General features: G+C 50.6%; 17 protein-coding genes. 11 read left to right on the top strand and 6 right to left on the bottom strand.

Annotated elements, in window-relative coordinates; translation table 11 throughout:
* Window positions 1–8 precede the first annotated feature (8 nt).
* The 4 genes from ACQUQM_RS11945 (at window position 9) to ACQUQM_RS11930 (ending at window position 4,513) form a co-directional block, all read left to right on the top strand.
* Entirely contained in the window at window positions 9–998 is a 990-nt protein-coding gene (locus tag ACQUQM_RS11945; protein ID WP_432474764.1) for a tripartite tricarboxylate transporter substrate binding protein, read from the top strand.
* A 315-nt stretch (window positions 999–1,313) separates the two neighbouring features.
* A complete protein-coding gene (locus ACQUQM_RS11940; RefSeq protein WP_432474763.1) occupies window positions 1,314–1,787 on the top strand; it encodes a tripartite tricarboxylate transporter TctB family protein in 474 nt (157 codons plus the stop codon).
* Window positions 1,788–1,791: 4 nt separating this feature from the next.
* Window positions 1,792–3,333: a tripartite tricarboxylate transporter permease gene (locus ACQUQM_RS11935; protein ID WP_432474762.1), complete on the top strand. Its 1,542-nt coding sequence runs from the start codon at window positions 1,792–1,794 to the stop codon at window positions 3,331–3,333.
* A gap of 247 nt (window positions 3,334–3,580) precedes the next feature.
* Window positions 3,581–4,513, top strand: coding sequence for a porin (locus ACQUQM_RS11930; RefSeq protein WP_432474761.1), 933 nt, complete (start codon window positions 3,581–3,583; stop codon window positions 4,511–4,513).
* A 431-nt stretch (window positions 4,514–4,944) separates the two neighbouring features.
* On the opposite strand, the gene ACQUQM_RS11925 is transcribed toward ACQUQM_RS11930, so the two are convergent.
* Together ACQUQM_RS11925 and ACQUQM_RS11920 are read right to left on the bottom strand one after the other, a co-directional pair.
* The gene (locus ACQUQM_RS11925; protein ID WP_432474760.1) at window positions 4,945–5,133 is read right to left on the bottom strand and encodes a hypothetical protein; all 189 of its coding nucleotides are present in this window, start codon (window positions 5,131–5,133) and stop codon (window positions 4,945–4,947) included.
* A 104-nt stretch (window positions 5,134–5,237) separates the two neighbouring features.
* The gene (locus tag ACQUQM_RS11920; protein WP_432474759.1) at window positions 5,238–5,975 is read right to left on the bottom strand and encodes an FCD domain-containing protein; all 738 of its coding nucleotides are present in this window, start codon (window positions 5,973–5,975) and stop codon (window positions 5,238–5,240) included.
* 326 nt (window positions 5,976–6,301) lie between these two features.
* On the opposite strand from ACQUQM_RS11920, the gene ACQUQM_RS11915 reads away from it, so the two are divergent.
* Genes ACQUQM_RS11915 through glcF form a run of 3 tightly spaced genes read left to right on the top strand, consistent with a single transcriptional unit; the run spans window position 6,302 to window position 10,039 of the window.
* Window positions 6,302–7,753, top strand: coding sequence for an FAD-linked oxidase C-terminal domain-containing protein (locus ACQUQM_RS11915; RefSeq protein ID WP_432474758.1), 1,452 nt, complete (start codon window positions 6,302–6,304; stop codon window positions 7,751–7,753).
* Window positions 7,746–8,804, top strand: coding sequence for a glycolate oxidase subunit GlcE (gene glcE / locus ACQUQM_RS11910; protein ID WP_432474757.1), 1,059 nt, complete (start codon window positions 7,746–7,748; stop codon window positions 8,802–8,804). Before ACQUQM_RS11915 ends, glcE begins: the two co-directional genes overlap by 8 nt.
* An 11-nt stretch (window positions 8,805–8,815) precedes the next feature.
* Complete coding sequence (gene glcF, locus ACQUQM_RS11905; RefSeq protein WP_432474756.1) at window positions 8,816–10,039, top strand: glycolate oxidase subunit GlcF; 1,224 nt, start codon at window positions 8,816–8,818, stop codon at window positions 10,037–10,039.
* Window positions 10,040–10,081: 42 nt separating this feature from the next.
* Here glcF and ACQUQM_RS11900 read toward each other — a convergent pair whose 3' ends face one another.
* Complete coding sequence (locus ACQUQM_RS11900) at window positions 10,082–10,429, bottom strand: winged helix-turn-helix transcriptional regulator (protein WP_432474755.1); 348 nt, start codon at window positions 10,427–10,429, stop codon at window positions 10,082–10,084.
* Between the two features lie 105 nt (window positions 10,430–10,534).
* Between ACQUQM_RS11900 and ACQUQM_RS11895 the strand changes: the two genes are divergently transcribed.
* Window positions 10,535–11,308 (top strand): SDR family NAD(P)-dependent oxidoreductase, encoded by a 774-nt coding sequence (locus tag ACQUQM_RS11895; protein WP_432474754.1) that lies wholly within the window; start codon window positions 10,535–10,537, stop codon window positions 11,306–11,308.
* An 18-nt stretch (window positions 11,309–11,326) separates the two neighbouring features.
* Window positions 11,327–11,977, top strand: coding sequence for a cupin domain-containing protein (locus ACQUQM_RS11890; protein ID WP_432474753.1), 651 nt, complete (start codon window positions 11,327–11,329; stop codon window positions 11,975–11,977).
* A gap of 190 nt (window positions 11,978–12,167) precedes the next feature.
* Here ACQUQM_RS11890 and ACQUQM_RS11885 read toward each other — a convergent pair whose 3' ends face one another.
* Together ACQUQM_RS11885 and ACQUQM_RS11880 are read right to left on the bottom strand one after the other, a co-directional pair.
* On the bottom strand, window positions 12,168–13,457 hold the full coding sequence (locus tag ACQUQM_RS11885; RefSeq protein WP_432474752.1) for a hypothetical protein: 1,290 nt from the start codon (window positions 13,455–13,457) through the stop codon (window positions 12,168–12,170).
* Between the two features lie 496 nt (window positions 13,458–13,953).
* Window positions 13,954–14,601: a TetR/AcrR family transcriptional regulator gene (locus ACQUQM_RS11880; RefSeq protein ID WP_432474751.1), complete on the bottom strand. Its 648-nt coding sequence runs from the start codon at window positions 14,599–14,601 to the stop codon at window positions 13,954–13,956.
* A gap of 629 nt (window positions 14,602–15,230) precedes the next feature.
* Here ACQUQM_RS11880 and ACQUQM_RS11875 point away from each other — a divergent pair.
* Together ACQUQM_RS11875 and ACQUQM_RS11870 are read left to right on the top strand one after the other, a co-directional pair.
* Window positions 15,231–16,157, top strand: coding sequence for an ABC transporter ATP-binding protein (locus ACQUQM_RS11875; RefSeq protein ID WP_432474750.1), 927 nt, complete (start codon window positions 15,231–15,233; stop codon window positions 16,155–16,157).
* 1 nt (window position 16,158) lies between these two features.
* On the top strand, window positions 16,159–16,920 hold the full coding sequence (locus ACQUQM_RS11870; protein ID WP_432474749.1) for an ABC transporter permease: 762 nt from the start codon (window positions 16,159–16,161) through the stop codon (window positions 16,918–16,920).
* A gap of 144 nt (window positions 16,921–17,064) precedes the next feature.
* On the opposite strand, the gene nhaA is transcribed toward ACQUQM_RS11870, so the two are convergent.
* A complete protein-coding gene (nhaA, locus tag ACQUQM_RS11865; protein WP_432474748.1) occupies window positions 17,065–18,441 on the bottom strand; it encodes a Na+/H+ antiporter NhaA in 1,377 nt (458 codons plus the stop codon).
* Window positions 18,442–18,596: the final 155 nt, after the last annotated feature.

The raw sequence follows: 18,596 nt of genomic DNA, 5'->3' as shown, positions 1-18,596 counted from the left end.
AGTTTTTCATGATCGCAAAATTTAGTTCCCGTAAACGTTCAGGTCTGGCCGCTGCAGTACTGGCGACCTGTCTGACTGCCGGTATGTCATTTCAGGCCACTGCAGCAGAGAGTATCCACTTTCTGATTCCTGGCGGCGCTGGCGGCGGTTGGGATTCTACCGCTCGTGGTACCGGTGAAGCGCTGTCCAAGGCTGGTCTGGTTGACAGTATCTCCTACGAGAATATGTCCGGTGGTGGCGGCGGTAAAGCGATCGCTCACCTGATCGAAACCGCAGGTCAGAAAACTGACACGCTGATGGTTAATTCCACGCCGATCGTGATCCGTTCCCTGTCTAAAGTATTCCCGCAGTCTTTCCGCGACCTGACACCAATTGCCGCGACTATCGGTGATTTCGGTGCTTTCGTAGTAAAGAAAGATTCCAAATACACTAGCTTTGAGCAGGTTGCTGCCGACTTTAAAGCGGACCCGCGTGCGATAAAAATTGCCGGTGGTTCAGCCCGCGGCAGTATGGATCATTTAGTAGCAGCGATGGCATTTAAAGCAACCGGTGGCGATGCCCGTCAGGTTCGTTACGTTGCCTATGATGCTGGTGGTAAAGCGATGGCAGGCTTGCTGTCTGGCGAAACTCAGTTGCTCTCAACCGGTTTTAGTGAAGCCCTGGCCCTGGCTGAAGCGGGTGAAGTTCGTATTCTGGTGATGACAGGCGACGAGCGTAACGCTGCTGCGCCTGAAGTACCTACTCTGAAAGAGCTGGGTTACGACGCAACATTCGTTAACTGGCGTGGTTTCTTTGCAGCTCCCGGTACCTCTGACAGTCAGAAGGCTGAGTTTGTCAGCACGCTGGATAAAATGTACCAGACCGATGAGTGGGAAACCGTTCGTGCGCGTAACGGTTGGGTTGAAATCTTCAAGCCAGATGCACAGTTCATCAGCTTCCTGGAACAACAGGAAAAAGAGGTTGGTGACCTGATGCGCGAGCTTGGCTTTTTGAAGTAAGCCGCATTTAACGACCAAACTTTTTTCAACCTGACTTTTAACTACCAAGAGTTCTGCGAACAGGCCCAATGCGTTCACTGTAAGCTGGCACCCGAAAAGGCATGCTGAGGCGCAGAGGGTCTGTTCATAGTTCTTTTGTAAATAGTTTTCTTAGCTTTTCTCCGAGTCTGGTTTTCTGACTGTTGTGTAATAACTTGAGTCCAAGCACATGTCAGTCAATGAGCGTTTGCTTTTGCCATTGTCCTTATTTAGTGGCAGCAGGCCCGGAGCTTTTTAGATCGTAAGGACGGATTATTCCACCGTCCGGGAGTGTCCATGATTATTACTAAAGACCATATAGGTGGGCTGGTGTTTCTTTGCCTGTCTGTTGTTTACGGTTACTACGCGGGCGATATCGCGCTGTTACCTGGCGACGAGTTTGAACCATTCCATGCGCAGACTCTACCTATTGCGCTGGCGACTCTCGGTGGAATCTTGTCCCTTGGCTTGTTGTTTACCGCTGACAAAGGCGTTGAACATAAGCTCAGTCTGAAGGGCTATGACTTCCCGCTGGTGGCCAAACTATTGCTGCTGGTGGTGCTGTTTGCCCTGGCGCTGGACTGGGTCGGATTTATGCTGGCGACCGTGTTCTTCCTGATATCCGGTTACTGGCTGCTCGGAGAGCGTCGGCCAAAAATGCTGCTGCTAGCTTCGGTGCCTTTTGCCGCAGGCATCTGGTTTGTCCTGACTCAGTTGCTGGATATCTATCTGGCACCAGGAAAGCTGTTAACTCAACTGTTCGGAGGATAAGCGTATGTTAGACGGAATCTTTACCGGGCTATCAACCGCTGTGATGCCCTTTAACCTGATGATGGTTGTGGTCGGCTGTTTCGCCGGCACCTTCATTGGCATGCTACCGGGTCTGGGACCTATCTCTGCTGTGGCGCTGATGATCCCTATCACCTATGGCCTGGATCCTTCATCCGGTATTATCCTGATGGCCGGCGTCTATTATGGCGCGGTATTTGGTGGCTCCACCTCATCTATCCTGATCAATGCGCCAGGCTGCGCCAGTACAGTAGTAACAGCATTTGACGGTTACCCGCTGGCACAGAAGAACCAGGCCGGTAAGGCACTGGCTCTGGCAGCATATTCATCTTTTACCGGTGGTACTGTTGCGGCGATAGCGTTGCTGTTTGCGGCTCCGGCACTGGCGACGGTTTCGTTGAGTTTCCAGTCCACTGACTACTTTGCCCTGATGATTCTCGGCCTGACTGCGGTTGCCGCGTTCTCGGGTAAAGGTCAGGTGATTAAAGCGCTGATGATGACCGTATTTGGTCTGATGATTGCGACTGTCGGTACCGATACAACTTCCGGAGCTACCCGCTTTACCTTTGGCAATATCGACCTGATCGATGGCGTCAGCTTCCTGCTACTGGCAATGGCTACCTTTGCCCTGACCGAAGTGGTGATGACTGTTCTTAAGGGGCAGCACAAGGAGGAAGAAGAACAGGTTGATATGAGCAAGCTTGGCAGCATGAAGCTGAGTACCGAGGAAATTAAGCAAGTTGCACCGACAGTTGCCCGTTCATCTGTGTTTGGCTTTATTGTCGGTGTTCTGCCGGGTGCGGGTGCCACTATCGCATCTTTCCTGGCCTATGGATTAGAGCGAAATATTGCCTCAGCTAAAGAGAAACTGAAATTTGGTAAGGGTTCCCTGCGCGGTCTGGCGGCTCCCGAGTCTGCCAACAATGCAGCTTCTACCGGCTCTTTCGTGCCACTACTGACGCTGGGTATTCCGGGTTCCGGTACCACCGCGATTATGCTTGGTGCTTTGATTGCCTATGGTATTCAGCCGGGTCCACGTCTGTTCATCGATAACCCGGATGTTTTCTGGTCAGTCATCATCTCCATGTACTTCGGTAACCTGGTGCTGTTGATCCTGAATCTGCCGCTGATCCCGTACATCTCGAAGTTGCTGGTAATTCCGCGTCCGATCCTGATTCCGCTGATTCTGTTCTTCTCAATTACCGGGGTGTATCTGGTCAGCTTTAATAGTTTCGATATCCATATGATGGCCATTATTACGGTGATTGCGATATTCCTGAAGCTGCTTGAATTTCCGATGGCGCCGATGCTGCTTGGTTTTATCCTCGGTGGTCTGATGGAGACTAACCTGAGCCGGGCGCTGGTAATTTCCGATGGTAACTTTGCTTTCCTGTGGGAGCGACCACTGACACTGGGCATCATTCTGACCGCAATTATCGTTCTTTGTATGCCTCCTGTTCTGGAGTACCTGCGCGGCCGCCGAGCTGTTAAAGGGCCGGAAGTCGCAGTGAACGAGGGTGAAGGATAAAGCTCAGCAGGTACATTTTCAGCTAAACAAAGCGGGGCCGATTTAAGCGCTCCGCTGCTTAATTACTGATCAATCTGATTGTTACCTCTGTGTGTTCATAGAGGGTAGGGCTCGCTTGGTCTGAAAAGGCTGAAAACGCCTGCAATTATCAATTTTCAAAGGGGTCTGGTGTTTTCCCCGCCTGTTTTACAGACGAAAAAAACAGCGTAATAAAAATATTATTTTGTCGATAAGTTGGAGAAAGAAAATGAAAAAAATGGTCCTAGCTGCTGCTATCGCCAGTGTTGTAGGTGTAAGTTCTGTTAGCGCTGCCACTATCTATGAAGGTAATGGCCTGAAATATGAACTGAAAGGCGATCTGCAGGTTCAGCTGCGCCAGAAGGTGGGTGATGATCAGGATCTGGATCTGGAATTCGATGATCTGGAACTGAAAAACCGTATCACTTATGCCCTGAACGATGACCTGTCTGCTTTCGGTCAGCTGGATTACAGCTTCGATAAAAAAGCCAATGAAGGTGATATCGATGGCGGCAAGCTGGAAGAAGCTTACCTGGGCCTGACCTTTGGCGGCAATATCGATCTGCGCCTGGGTAAGCAGAACTACTCAAGCGATGAGTTCAGCGTTGAGAAGGCTTACGAGACTGTAGTTGAAGACGATATCTTCGATCTGAACGGTGATGCTGGCGACGACGTAGTTCGTATCGATGCTGAATTTGATAACTTCTTCGTGTCTGTTTCCACCGACCTGGAAGCTGAAGGTAACGGCGACAGCGACGGCACTCAGTCTACCGACCTGTTCGTATCCACTTCAATCGGTAACGTTGGCCTGATGGCTGCTTATCAGGACTATCAGGAGCAGGGCGAAGATTCCGTTGATGCCTGGGGTGTTGGCGCAACTTTCGACGCTGGTTTTGCTAAGTTCGGTGCCGATTACGGTTCAACTGATAGCGCTGATGTTTACAACCTGGTTGCTGCTTTCCCGGTTGCTGCTACTACTGCTGTTGCAGTGGGTATTCAGAACCTCGAAGAGGACGGTGCTGACGACGTAACCGGTTGGTACGCTAACGTAACTTATAAGTTCCCTGAGCAGAAAGGTGTAAGCCTGTTTGCTGAGATCGCTGACTCTGACGAGCAGGATGCTGATATGGGTTACCTGGCAGGTATGCGCATTACCTTCTAAACCTGATTTCAACCTGAGATAAATTCAGCTTTTACTCAGGTCAATCAGGTTCAGGTCCCGTGCACCAACCCCTTCGGTGTGCGGGACCTATTTAATGTACTAGCTTGTCATTCTTTAGACGCTTTCTTTGTCTTGCCGCCGGCTTTTGCCGGCTTTTTTTTGTCTGAAATTAGTTTCCGTTGAGCTAATTACTTCTACTCAGCCCCTGACCTATGGCCAGTTTTTTGTCTCGGTTTTTCCTTCCAATTTGGTTTCTTTGTTTTTGATTTTATTAAAGGTCAGTTATTTATAACTGTTCTGATATGGCCAATTGATGGTAAACCGGGACTGCCAGAGGAGAGTAATATGATCGATATGGATCTGTCAGACACTGAAGTCCCGGATATTTGTAGTGGTCACAGTTTATCTATTATTAATTAACCTATAGATGATTATTCATAATCATCAGCTTCCTCCCAGAAAGCGTCAAAAAATTCTTTCTGAGATTGCATTGCTTGTTCTGTGGTTACTTGACTCTTTGAAACACTGCTTTCCTGTTCTGCAATTTTATGTGCCATAACATTGGGAGATGTCAGTAATAAAAAGGCAAGAGCAATACCTATAATGCTATAAGTGTTCATGATTGGTACCTCGTACTTCTTGAGTCCAGTTTAAGCATAGCTACGTTTAGTGAAACAACGCTGAAAGTCAGAGCGTTTGTCCATTTACCGTACCAGTGTGTTATTCAGGCATCTTCAATTGCTGAACGAATAATACTTTGTTCCTCTTTTTCAATCTGCCGTAGTGAATCGCTGACATGCTGCACATGGGCCATTGCGGCTTTTTGAGCCCACTCCGCCTGACCACTGATAACCGCATGGTAGATCTGACGGTGATGCTTATCGATCTGTTGTTTGAACGATTTACGGTGGCTAAGGTTGAGAACCGAGGCTTGTACCGAGTGCAGCATCAACTCTTTCAGGCTGCTGAGCACGTGGACCAGTACCGGGTTATGTGATGCTTCAGCGATGGCCTTATGAAAGGCGTAATCAAGGGAGGCATTAGTTAACGGATCAGCGACCTCCATGGCGTTGAAGGCCTTTGTGATTACGTAATGATCTTTCTCATTGGCCCGTTGTGCCGCAAGGTTGGCAGCCTGGCCTTCAAGCTGCGCGCGTACTTCAAGCAGGTCGTACAGAGTACGGGAATGGCCAAAGAACAACTGTAGTAACGGACTGTTATCTGCCGGCTCTGCGATGATCTTAGCCACAAAAGAGCCTTTACCGTGACGGGTTTCGATGATTCCTTTGCCCTGGAGCTCATGTAGCGCTTCCCTGACTATCGAACGCGAGACGCCGAGCCTGGCGGACAGCTGGCGCTCGGAAGGCATCTTCTGTTCCGGTGCCAGGCTGCCATCAAGAATCAGTTGTTCAAGGTGATGGGCTATGGAATGGGCGATGGGTACCGGTTTGTTCTCTTTCATAGGGTTCTGATTGCCAGGTTTATGATTACTGGATTGATGACTGTTGATCCTGGGTTCATGACTCTTAGCTCTGGGTTCATGACTGCTGTCCTGGTTCATGACTGTCAGACACTGGTAGGACCAGTTTATACCTGTTCCTGAACAGTTAACCAGTCTGACCTTCAATCCTACCGATGTGATCCGTCGCTGAGAGATGTTTACTATCCTATTCTAAAAACTGGTAGGACCAGTTAGCAAGTCCGTGGACTCGTTAGCGGTCAGTTAAGTATCGTTGATAGCATTATTCTACAGGGCTTAGATCCGGATCCGGTTGATGGAGCATATTGATGAGTACGGTTAATAAACCTGATAAAGATGGACTGTGTCAGCTGTTTCGGCGCTTTATTGCTCCGGAATACGTAATTTCTGATTCCGAAACACTCAAGCCATACGAGTGTGACGGCCTTTCAATGTACTGCGAAATGCCTTTAATCGTTGTGCTGCCGGAAACGGTTGAACAGGTTCAGGAAGTTCTGAGAATTTGTCACCGCTTCGCAATTCCTGTGGTCGCTCGTGGTGCCGGCACGGGCCTCTGTGCTGGCGCGATGCCAGATGCCGAGGGTGTCGTTCTGTCGCTGGCTAAATTCAGTAACATTCTCGAGATTAATCCACTGACCCGCACCGCCAGATTACAGCCGGGTGTACGTAACCTGGCTATCAGTGAAGCGGCGGCAGAGCATGGCTTGTATTACGGGCCCGATCCGTCTTCCCAGATCGCTTGCACTATCGGCGGTAACGTCGCAGAGAACTCCGGTGGTGTGCACTGCCTTAAATATGGCCTGACCGTGCATAACGTACTGAGTGTTGAGATGCTTACCGTCGAGGGTGAAAAGGTCACGCTGGGGTCTGATGGCCTGGACAACTGCGGCCTGGATCTGCTGGCTCTGATTAATGGCTCGGAAGGCTTACTGGGCGTAATCACTGAAATTCAGGTCAAGCTGCTACCTGTGCCTGAAAAGGCGCGCGTAGTAATGGCCGGGTTTGAAAACGTACAGCAGGCCGGCGATGCTGTGGGTGGCATTATCGCCAACGGTATTATCCCCGGCGGCCTTGAGATGATGGATTCCTATGCCATTTCTGCTGCGGAAGATTTCGCTAAAGCGGGCTATCCGAAAGATGCCAAAGCGCTGTTGCTGTGTGAAGTCGATGGTACGGCTGAAGAAGTACAGGAGCATATCGAACAGGTTGAAAAACTGTTCCATTCCTTCGGTGCAACGTCGGTAAGGACTTCACAGACCGAAGCCGAACGTGCGTTGCTGTGGAAAGGTAGAAAATCAGCTTTCCCGGCGGTCGGCAGAATCTCCCCTGATTACTACTGTATGGACGGCACTATTCCCCGTGGCCAACTGGCCCATGTGCTGACCGAGATGCAGCGCATGTCAGAGCATTATCAGCTACGTGTGGCCAATGTCTTTCATGCCGGTGACGGTAACCTGCACCCGTTGATCCTGTTTGATGCAAACATTCCGGGTGAGTTCGAAAAGACCGAGGAGTTTGGTGGCAAGATCCTCGAACTCTGTGTCGAGGTCGGTGGTTGTATTACCGGTGAGCATGGCGTTGGTATCGAAAAAATACGCCAGATGTCGGTGCAATTCAGTGAGCAGGAGTTACTGCAGTTCAATGCGATTAAAGATGCCTTTGATCCTGCGCGAACATTGAATCCGGGTAAGGGCGTACCGACCTTGCGCCGCTGTCAGGAGTATCGCTCGATCGAGCCTAAGGAGGTTACCAATGACTGATCTTTCGAAGCAGTTACAAGAGCAGGTTCTGATGGCCCGGCAGGCAAAACAGCCGCTGAACATTGTGGGTGGCGGCAGTAAGTCGTTTATGGGGCGGGAGGCTATTGGCGATACGCTTAACTTGTCCGGGCACACCGGTATTGTCAGTTACCAGCCGGTAGAGCTGGTACTGACGGCCCGTGCGGGGACGCCGCTGACTGAGATCGAAGCGGCATTGGCGGAAAATAATCAGATGCTGGCGTTTGAACCGCCGAGTTTTTTAGATAGTGCCACTATCGGCGGTACGCTGGCCTGCAATCAGTCGGGGCCAGCGCGGCCCTGGTCGGGTTCAGTTCGCGACCATGTGTTGGGTATCCGTCTGATCAATGGCATCGGTGAACACCTCAAATTTGGTGGCCAGGTGATGAAGAACGTTGCCGGTTATGACGTTTCGAGGTTGCAGGCTGGTGCCATGGGCTCACTGGGTGTGATCACTGAGATCAGCCTGAAAGTGCTGCCAAAGCCAGCCGCGACCCGAACCCTGGTGTGGGATATGGAGGCCAAAGAGGCGATCCATTTTATGAACACGCTGGCAACGCAGCCGAAGCCGCTGTCCGCAGCATGCTGGCTGGAAGGGCGAGTGTATGCGCGGCTGTCAGGTGCCCACTCGGCGGTTGATGCGACGGTGCAGGAGTGGCAGGGCAATGACCTTGCCGATGCAGAACTGTTCTGGGAGAACCTGCGGCATCAGCAACTGGCATTTTTCAGCAAAGAAGCTCCCTTATGGCGATTTTCTGTCAATTCCGCAGCCGATATCTCATCGTTAGATAGCCAGTCCCTGATCGATTGGGGTGGCGCACAGCGTTGGTATTCTGGTTCAGAAGAAAAAGCTCGGATGGAAGCGTTGGCGACGGAGGCTGGTGGGCAGGTCAGTTTGTTTGCTGGTGGAGATCGTAGCTCCGAAGTGATGCACAACGCTCCAGTTGCGCTTCAGACCATCCAGAAGCGGATCAAAGAGTCCTTTGATCCGGACGGTATTTTTAATCCAGGTCGACTGTATAGCTGGATGTAAGCGGGTAGCCTATGAAAACTGATCTGATTTCTTACTATAAAGATTCACCTGAAGGGCGGGACGCTGAAGCGATATTGCGCAGCTGTGTTCATTGTGGTTTTTGTACTGCGACCTGTCCTACGTATCAGGAACTTAACGATGAACGAGACGGCCCACGAGGCCGCATATACCTCATTAAGCAGCTGCTCGAGGGTGGTGAAGTTACCGAAAAAACCCGTACCCATCTGGACCGGTGCCTGACCTGTCGTAGTTGTGAAACGACCTGTCCGTCCGGTGTTAAGTATGGCCGGCTGATCGATTTTGGCCGTGCCGAAATTGAGAAAAAACTCGACCGGCCGCTCAACGAGAAACTGATGCGGTGGGGGCTGAGAATGGTGCTGCCATATCCCAAGCGCTTTGGCCCTTTGTTGAAAGTGGGGCAGGTCTTCCGGCCGATTTTGCCGCAAGCGATTAAGGTTAAGATGCCGCCGAAAAGAGCGGCGACCAGTCTTTGGCCAGCCAAACGTCACGACCGGGTGATGCTGGCGCTGGCCGGTTGTGCACAGCCCAGTGCAACACCGAATACCAATATTTCCACCGCGAGAGTGCTGGATAAGCTGGGCATTACGCTGGTGGAAGAATCTAAAGCGGGCTGTTGTGGCGCGGTAAGCTATCACCTGGCTGCCCATGATGAAGGTCTGGACTTTATGCGGCGCAATATCGATGCCTGGTGGCCTGCGGTAGAAGCCGGTGCAGAAGCTATCGTAATGACTGCATCCGGCTGTGGTGCAATGGTTCAGGATTATGGCCATGCGTTGCGCTACGATGCTGCATACGCTGAAAAAGCGCAGAAAATCAGTGAAATCACCAAAGACATCAGCGAAATTCTGATCGCTGAAGATCTTACTAAGCTTTCTGTAAACACGTCATCCGACAAGCCACAGGGCAAAGTTGCAGTACATTGCCCATGCACTCTGCAACATGCGATGCAACAAGGTGGTGCTGTGGATGAGGTTCTGCAGCGTGTCGGTTTTGAGCTGACCAAAACTAAAGATAAGCATCTCTGTTGTGGCTCGGCGGGCACCTATTCTATCTTGCAGCCAGAGATGAGTCAGAAGTTGTTGAGCAATAAGCTGGAAGCTTTGACCGGGGATAACCCAGACCGCATCGTGACTTCAAACGTCGGCTGCCAGCTGCATCTGGAAACCAAGGCGAAAGTACCGGTAGAGCATTGGATAGAGTTGCTGGATAACTGAGCAATGAAGGGGCAAAGCGGGGGCAGCGATGTCCCTGCTTTTTTAATTATGGCAGTCGTCTTCTATATCTTTCTGTAGCTTCTCTATTTCGTCGAGAACCCGAATAAATTTCTGGCCAAAGCCTGTGACAGAGTATTCAACCCGTGGTGGTACTTCGTTAAAGGTAGTTCGGTCAATAATGCCAAAATCAATATTACGGCGCAGGCACTCATTCAGCACCTTGGTACTCAATCCTTCGACCGAGCGCACCATTTCACCGGGCCGGTTGATGCCGTTTTCCAGCAATTGGTAAACCGTCAGAGACCACTTGCAGCCGATAATGGTCTCAACCATCCTCGATGCCTGCTCAGACGAAGACTTTCTTGTAAATATTTTCTCTTTATTTTTCATTAAGATGCACCAAAAAGTACCTAGCTTACCAGTTTGTACTTACTTTTCTGATCAGCCCGTATGCAGATAGATTGGCTCTATAAATTAACAGATGGAGTTTATTCTATGGCTATTCAGAACACGAGCAAAGCGGTAATTATTGGTGGTTCAAGCGGTATGGGGCTGGCCACAGCGCAGGCTCTGGTCGAACGGGGCGTTAATACATTGATTGTCGGTCGATCACAGGCAAAGTTGCAGCAGGCCCAGCGCAAGCTAAAAGATTATGGCAGCGGCCGGATAGAAATTTTGCAGGCTGATCTGTATCGCGATGCTGACATCGATGCTTTGATCGAAACGATCCGACAGACGGATGAGCATATTCAGTACCTTGTAAACGCCGCAGGATATTTTAATCCTAAGCCGTTCACCGAGCATCAGATGGCTGACTATGATCTGTATATGGCTCTCAATCGCGCCACTTTCTTTATTACTCAGGCGGTGGCAGAAAACATGATAGCTCAGGGCGGCGGATCGATTGTTAATATTGGTTCTATGTGGGCTCATCAGGCGATCAAAGCAACACCGTCCAGTGCTTACTCTATGGCCAAAGCGGGGCTGCATTCGCTGACTCAGCATATGGCGATGGAACTGGCTGAACATAATATCCGGGTCAACGCGGTGGCGCCTGCCGTAGTGAAAACGCCGATCTATGAAAACTTTATAGACCCGGATGATATTGATGAAACACTGAGTAGCTTTGATGCTTTCCATCCAATCGGCAGAATAGGTGCAGCCACCGATGTGGCCAATACGATAGATTTTCTCCTGAGTGATAGTGCCAGCTGGGTGACAGGTGCGATCTGGGATGTGGATGGCGGTGTGATGGCCGGTCGAAATTAAATTATGCAGGAGCTAGAGATGTTGAATATGGATCTGTCTGTGCGGGTGGTGATCGATAGCAATCAGATGGCATGGTTGCCAAGTCCTGCACAAGGGGTCGTGCGAAAGCCACTGGCCCGACAGGATAAAGAGTCAGGGCAGGTAACCAGCATTGTACGCTATGAACCAGGCTCTTCATTTGCTGCCCATAGTCACCCTGGCGGTGAAGAGATTATGGTGCTGGAAGGAGTCTTCTCCGATGAAACCGGAGACTACCCTGCAGGAACCTATATCCGAAACCCTCCCGGAAGTTCACATTCCCCCTTTAGCAAGGAAGGATGTGTGCTGTTTGTGAAGCTTGATCAGTTTACGGCCGGGGATGATAACCAGGTTAGGATCAATACCGATACAACGTCCTGGCTGCCAGGTCAGGGAGGGCTGCAGGTTATGCCTCTGCATGACTTCGAAGGTGAGCACACGGCATTGGTCAGATGGCCGAAAAATGAAAGGTTCGTGCCGCATCAGCATTTTGGTGGAGAAGAGATTCTGGTGTTATCGGGCACCTTTATTGATGAACATGGCCGGTATCCTGCGGGCAGCTGGTTACGCAGCCCGCATATGAGCACGCACTTTCCATATGTAGAGGAGGAAACCGTTATCTGGGTAAAGGTCGGTCACCTGCAAGAATGAAGCGGAGGGGATGCCTGCTCAGGGGTAGTAAAAAGCCCGCTTTCTGAGCGGGCCATTAACCTAACCTCCCTGAGTTATTGAAAAGGAATCAGGGCCAGACTCGCTGGGGTTGAGCATTAGTTAGTACTATTGCCTCCCCCCGGAGGTCTGCCGGCGCTGATTTCTTCAGCTCAGGTTTCCTCAGATCAGGTTAATTACACACCAGAGCATCGTAATCACATGCTGTAACGAAGCCTGTTGGATCGGGGTCGAAGGACTCGTTGATCAGTCCGATAATCCCGGTTAGGTCACCAGAGCTGAGTTCTACATTGTTCACGTTTTGCGGGCTTGTTCCAGTCATCAGTAATGCGAGTGCGGCATCCAAAATCTCACCGACAGTCGAGCCATCAGGCTGGCTTCCAACAACGCTCTCGTCCAACGCCTCGACCCGTTCACCCAAGTCATTAAGCGCTCGATCGGCATCGCAGTCGGTCGTGTTGACGATCGTGCAGTCACCGAGTTCAGGCTTAGTCGTGGCCACAGGATCGATGATTCCGTCTGGCACACCGCCGACAATATCCTGCACTTTATCAATATTAATGAAGTAGGTGTCGTGGATCGCTTCAGCATCCCCGGTCAGCACCATGTCCAGATTCAGGTTGAGCAGCAAGGTTATCGTCTGGGCTGCGAGATTGTTCTTGCTGAAGCCTGACGGCAGGAAACCGCCATCCTTATTACCGCCGACATTACCGACTTCACCAACGAGGAAATCTGCAAGGTCATGGCGGACATTGATGTCTGAACAATCGTAGATCGAGCCCGGCAGCGAGACTCCGCTCAGTGCGTCCAGAATATCTGCGCAGGTCGCTTCATCGATCAGCAGTGACACAGCAGCCTCGCCCAGGGGCGCGGAACCGTAGAAGCCTTGAGAGTATGTGAAGGCGTTGTCAGGCAGAGGGTCAATGTTGCCGTTGGTAGCAGTGATATCGATGGGATCACTGAAGTGTGTCCCAACTTTGTCGCGCCCACCCCCGGTTACGTAATGCGCGCGAAAGCCACCCGTTGTCCCCGCAACGAAGCCAAGCGCATCAAGATCGACGTCGATTGAGGTTTGCCCGCTACCATCGGGGGCCAGCTTTTTCGGCATCAAATCCACCCAGTCGACAACAGCGTTTGCAGGGACAGGATTACCGCTGCCATCGGTCGCCAACAGGAAGGTCACCTTGCCTTCCGATATCAGTGATTGTGTTGTCGGAGGCGAAGGACTATGTTCCGGAGCTATGGTGGTTGAGGTAAGCGTCAGATCGTTACCAACCTCCAGCTTCACCGGGCTCGCCGGCAGAGAGACAATGCTGGTGCTCCCGGAAAGTGTATCGGCATGGACAAATACAGAAGACAGGGAGATGGCGAGAGCTAGCAGCATGTAGAACGCCAGGGTCAGATAATTTTCTCTGTACACCAGTATCGAACGATAGCGGCGTGAAAGCGAGAATGTGCACATAACATAAACTCCTGAGATGATTTAAACCAAAAAAGGAACTAATCGACATTGAGTTTGAGTCTAGTACTGGTTTACAAAAAACGAAAATGAGCCAGGTATCATAAGCCAATGCTTCAAAAAAACGTTTGGTTAGTGGTAATACTCGTTTCTTGTGCATCCGGAGCGGCTAACAGAGGCCTGAATAAACAAGCCCTCATCGTCCGTTTTTTGATTTCGAAGTGCTGGCCGGAATCATGCGTGAGAAAGCCCTGAAGGTCGACTTTAGGCACAAAGAATTCCCCCCGTTTGGGTTAATAGACTGTGCTCTGAACGGGCTTTTCTTGCTGGGGTATTCTGGTTATTACTCAACGCCCCCGCGCTTTTCCAGTGCCAGGACGTTATCGATACTTTTGTTCTGTTCTGTTCTGTTCTGTTCTGTTCTGTTCTGCGATGGATAGTAAAAAAAATCGTAATCAGACCAGGCTCTGTACGATAGCTGATCAGTATCTTAAAATTGTTATATCCACTTCCAGTGGGGATAGTTTGCTTCGGCCATCGATGAACGGACATCACATCCTTTGAGCACAAGCTCGACAATAAAGTCAGCTGCTTGCTCGTAGTCTTTTTTATCCATCTTTTTCTTACCGGTTACTTTTAATATCTGCCAGTTAAAGTCAGCATATGTCTGAGTCGAAGCCCAGATGGTAAATAGCAGATGGTGCGGGTTTATCTGTTTGATGAGTCCCCGATCAATCCAGGATTGGATATGCCGGCTGCTTTGCTGGGTTTGTTCTGTCATCTTGTCAGCAATCTCTTTCGGCAGATGGGGTGCGCCAAGGATCATCTCGACTGCGAATACTTTAGATGCATGTGGGTGGCTTTGGGAGATAGCAATTTTGGCCTGGATATACTCTTTCAGGGCGATGACCGGATCATTATTTTCCTGAAAAGGGGAAGATGCTTGCAATAGCAGTTCGATGACGGTTTCAAGCACGCTCAGATAGAGGCTTTTCTTGTTTTTGAAGTAGTAAAAAATATTGGCTTTTGGTATTCCTGCCCGGTTTGCAATATCGATAATTTTAGTTGCGGCAAATCCTTTATCTGCAAAAAGCTCGCTGGCCACCTGAATGATTAACTCCCGGTTGTGTTCTCTTATTCTGGCCATCGAATCTGTTTTCCTTGAAATGTTAAGTCAGCATCGTGTGATATCTGAGAGATTGGGTTCCTGAGTCATTATGTTCTGAAATTAAGTCCTGAAGCCCTCGTCGGGAGTGGGCGGCAGGCTCTTAGCAATCTGTCCTGATCTCTATTGTTAGATAGAGGAAGTGTGAGAATAATAAATAGGCAGCATGATAATGTCTACGTAATATTGCATTATTGTATACATTACACTGATCTAACGTAGATATTATTGTGAGTATATGCGTATAGCCCCGGGTAATTGTCGATCCCTTGAGCTGGTTTTTCGATGGAAGGGCGAGTAGAGCGGTATCAAAGCAGGACTGAAGACTGGGTGTATTATGGGCGCTGACAGCCCGGTGGTTTTAGCCCGGTACTTCAGGGAGCTGACTGAAGGTAGTGCAACCTCGAGCTTTCCAGCGGCGGCTCGTATACAGCCCTCCTGAATGATAGTTATAATCACCATCAGCTGAATATAAGTTGAGCCTGCCGCTCCTGACCTGCTGAAAAAATCCACCGAAAAAATTGTTTAAACGGTAGTCGCAGCTGCCAACAAGTGTTGGCCACTTATCTGGCTAACAGGGTGCTATCGGGCTGTTCTAAAAAGGAATCTAAATGCCGCATATTATCAATGTCAGCGGGCTGAGTAAGACTTACAAATCTGGCTTCACAGCGCTGCGGGACATTAACCTTGATATCAACCGGGGGGAGATCTTCGCTCTGCTCGGGCCTAATGGTGCGGGTAAAACCACCCTGATCAGTATTATCTGCGGTATCAGCAGTCCCTCTGGCGGCACAGTAATTGCGGACGGCTTCGATATTATCAAAGACTACCGCCCGGCTCGTAGCAAGATCGGTCTGGTGCCCCAGGAGCTGAGTACCGATGCCTTTGAGAGTGTCTGGGCGACGGTAACATTCAGCCGGGGGCTGTTTGGCAAAGCGCCTAACCCTGAATATATCGAAAAACTGCTGCGCCAGCTCTCCCTTTGGGATAAGAAAGATGCCCAGTTGCGCGAACTGTCCGGCGGCATGAAGCGGCGGGTGATGATCGCCAAGGCACTGTCCCATGAACCGGAAATCCTGTTCCTCGATGAGCCCACCGCTGGCGTCGATGTCGAGCTGCGCAGGGATATGTGGGATATGGTGCGTGAGCTGCGTCATCGTGGTGTGACTATTATCCTGACCACTCACTATATCGAAGAAGCGGAAGAGATGGCCGACCGTATCGGTGTAATCCGTCAGGGCAAGATCCTGCTGGTGGAAGAGAAACAGGCGTTGATGGAGAAACTAGGCAGTAAGCAACTTAACCTGCATCTGACAGCACCGCTGCCAGGGATTCCTGAAACCCTGGCAGAGTTTAATCTGCAACTGCTGCAAGAGGGTAGCTTCCTAAGTTACAACTATGACAGCCGTCAGAATGGCGACGGTGTCGCCCGCTTGCTTCGCAGCCTGAGTGAACAGGGCATCGAGATCAGGGATCTGAATTCGAGTGAAAGCTCGCTGGAAGACATCTTCGTCAGCCTGGTACATAAGGAGCAGTAACATGAATATCTATGGTATCCGGGCGATCTATCATTTTGAAATGGCCCGTACTATGCGTACCCTGATGCAGAGTATTGTGTCACCGGTGATGTCTACCTCGCTCTACTTTATCGTGTTTGGTACGGCGATCGGTTCACGTATGGGTAATATCGATGGGGTAGGTTATGGCGCCTTTATTATTCCCGGTCTGGTGATGCTGGCACTGCTGAGCCAGAGTATCTCCAACGCCTCGTTCGGCATATTCTTCCCGAAATTCTCAGGCACTATCTATGAGGTCTTGTCGGCCCCGGTATCGCCATTCGAAATAGTGATGGGCTATGTCGGGGCAGCGGCAACTAAATCGGTGGTGCTCGGGCTGCTGATTCTGCTGACGGCCCGGCTCTTTGTTGATTACAGTATTCTGCATCCGGTGTGGATGCTGGCGTTCCTGATTCTTACCTCTATCACTTTCAGCCTGTTCGGCTTTATTATCGGCATCTGGGCCGATGATTTTCAAAAGTTGCAGGTTATTCCGCTGATGGTGATCACCCCGCTGACCTTCCTCGGTGGTGCATTCTATTCTATCAGTATGCTGCCGGAACCCTGGCAGACCCTGACCCTGTTCAACCCGGTGGTCTACCTGATCAGCGGCTTCCGCTGGGCTTTCTATGGCGTGGCAGACGTTAATATCGGCGTCAGCCTGGGGATGACAATGGTGTTCCTGCTGGTATGTATGGCTGCGGTATGGTGGATCTTTCGGACGGGTTACAGAATCCGCACCTGAAAAAGGGGCTTTTTCAGGTGCGGATTCTGTCAGACGCGGCAAGCGATGCACTTCGCTTAGTGACTAGAACGGAAAGCGTTGCTTTCCTGCCAGGAAAAGTAAAAGAGCGCCATTGGCGCTCTTTGAACTTACCAATAAGCTGGATTATTCAGTCGGGTTATCTTCCTTTTTAGTTTTCAGGTAGAGCCAGACGAAGCCAATCAGACCGGCAATCAGCGAGGCGAACAGGATGCCGGTTTTTGCCATCAGCAGGTCTTCAGGGTGTTGGGCGAAGCCCAGCTCGGCGATAAAGATTGACATGGTGAAGCCGATGCCGCCCATAAAGGCGACGCCGACGATATGGTTGAAGTTCAGCCCGGCCGGTAATTCACTAACGCCCATTTTAACTGCCAGCCAGGTAAACCCGGCGATACCGATCAATTTGCCAAGGACAAGGCCTGCGCCTATACCCAGGGCGACCGGGTGGGTAATGACATTGCCGATGTCAGACCATTCGATAGGTACGCCTGCATTGGCAAGGGCAAAAATCGGTATTATCAGATACGCGGATGGCAGGTGTAGTTTGTGCTCCAGGGTCTGGGCCGGTGCCTGTACCTTGAAGATCCCTTCACCCAGTGCCCGGACCCGGGATCTCAGGGCATCATTGACGATAATATTTTCGTTCTGTTTAAACGCGCTTTTGATCTGTTCGGCACTGTCATGGATCAGGGAGAGCAACCGTTGAGGGTCATACTTGGGTTTCATCGGTATCGTAAAGGCCAGCAGTACACCGGCTAGCGTCGCATGGACACCGCTTTTAAGCATGGCGATCCAGAGCAGGGAGCCGATCAGCAGGTAGGGCGTCATCCGTCTGACGCCACCCAGGTTGAGACCGATCAGGGTAAAGATAAAGAAACCGGCCAGCACCAGCGCAGTGATATTGATGGTTTCGGTATAGAACAGGGCGATAACGATGACCGCACCCAGGTCATCAACTATTGCCAGGGCCACCAGAAACATCAGCAGACTCTTAGGTATTCGGTTGCCCAGCAATGCCAGCGCACCCAAAGCAAAAGCGATATCGGTTGCCATCGGTATACCCCAGCCATTGAGGGTGTGTCCGCTTGGATTGAAAATGACGTAAATGAGTGCCGGGACCAGCATGCCGCCGACTGCTGCTATGATCGGTAGAAGTGCCTGTTTGACGTTAGCGAGCTCGCCTACTAACAGTTCGCGCTTCAGTTCCAGACCAACCACCAGAAAGAACAGGGCCATAAGGCCGTCGTTAATCCAGTGGTGCAGGGATTTAGACAGTTGAAACCCATCCAGACCGATGGTCAGGTAGGACTGTAGAAAATGATGGTAAGGTTCATTGAGTTGAGTATTGGCAATAACCAGTGCCAGAACCGCAAACAACATCAGCAGAATACCACTGGTGGTTTGTCGGTGAATAAACTCTTCCAGCGGTGTCAGGACCGTATCGAATGCTTTTTCCCAGGGCGCGATATATTCCTTCCCTGCAATCCTGCGTCTTGATCTCATTATTTGCTTCCTACTAAGGCGTTCGGTTGTTCAAGCAGTTGTAGCGGCAATAAATCAGCCTCTGCATCCAGGCTGATGCCTGTAGAATATATCAGCCGCTTCTGACTTGGAATCCAGGGTGACTGGCACCACTGAAATAATCCAGTTAATCTTTT

Source organism: Amphritea sp. HPY (assembly GCF_050870985.1).
Classification (GTDB): Bacteria; Pseudomonadota; Gammaproteobacteria; order Pseudomonadales; family Balneatricaceae; genus Amphritea.
The sequence above is the reverse complement of the archived record's forward strand: the minus strand, read 5'-3'. Positions and strand labels throughout refer to the sequence as shown.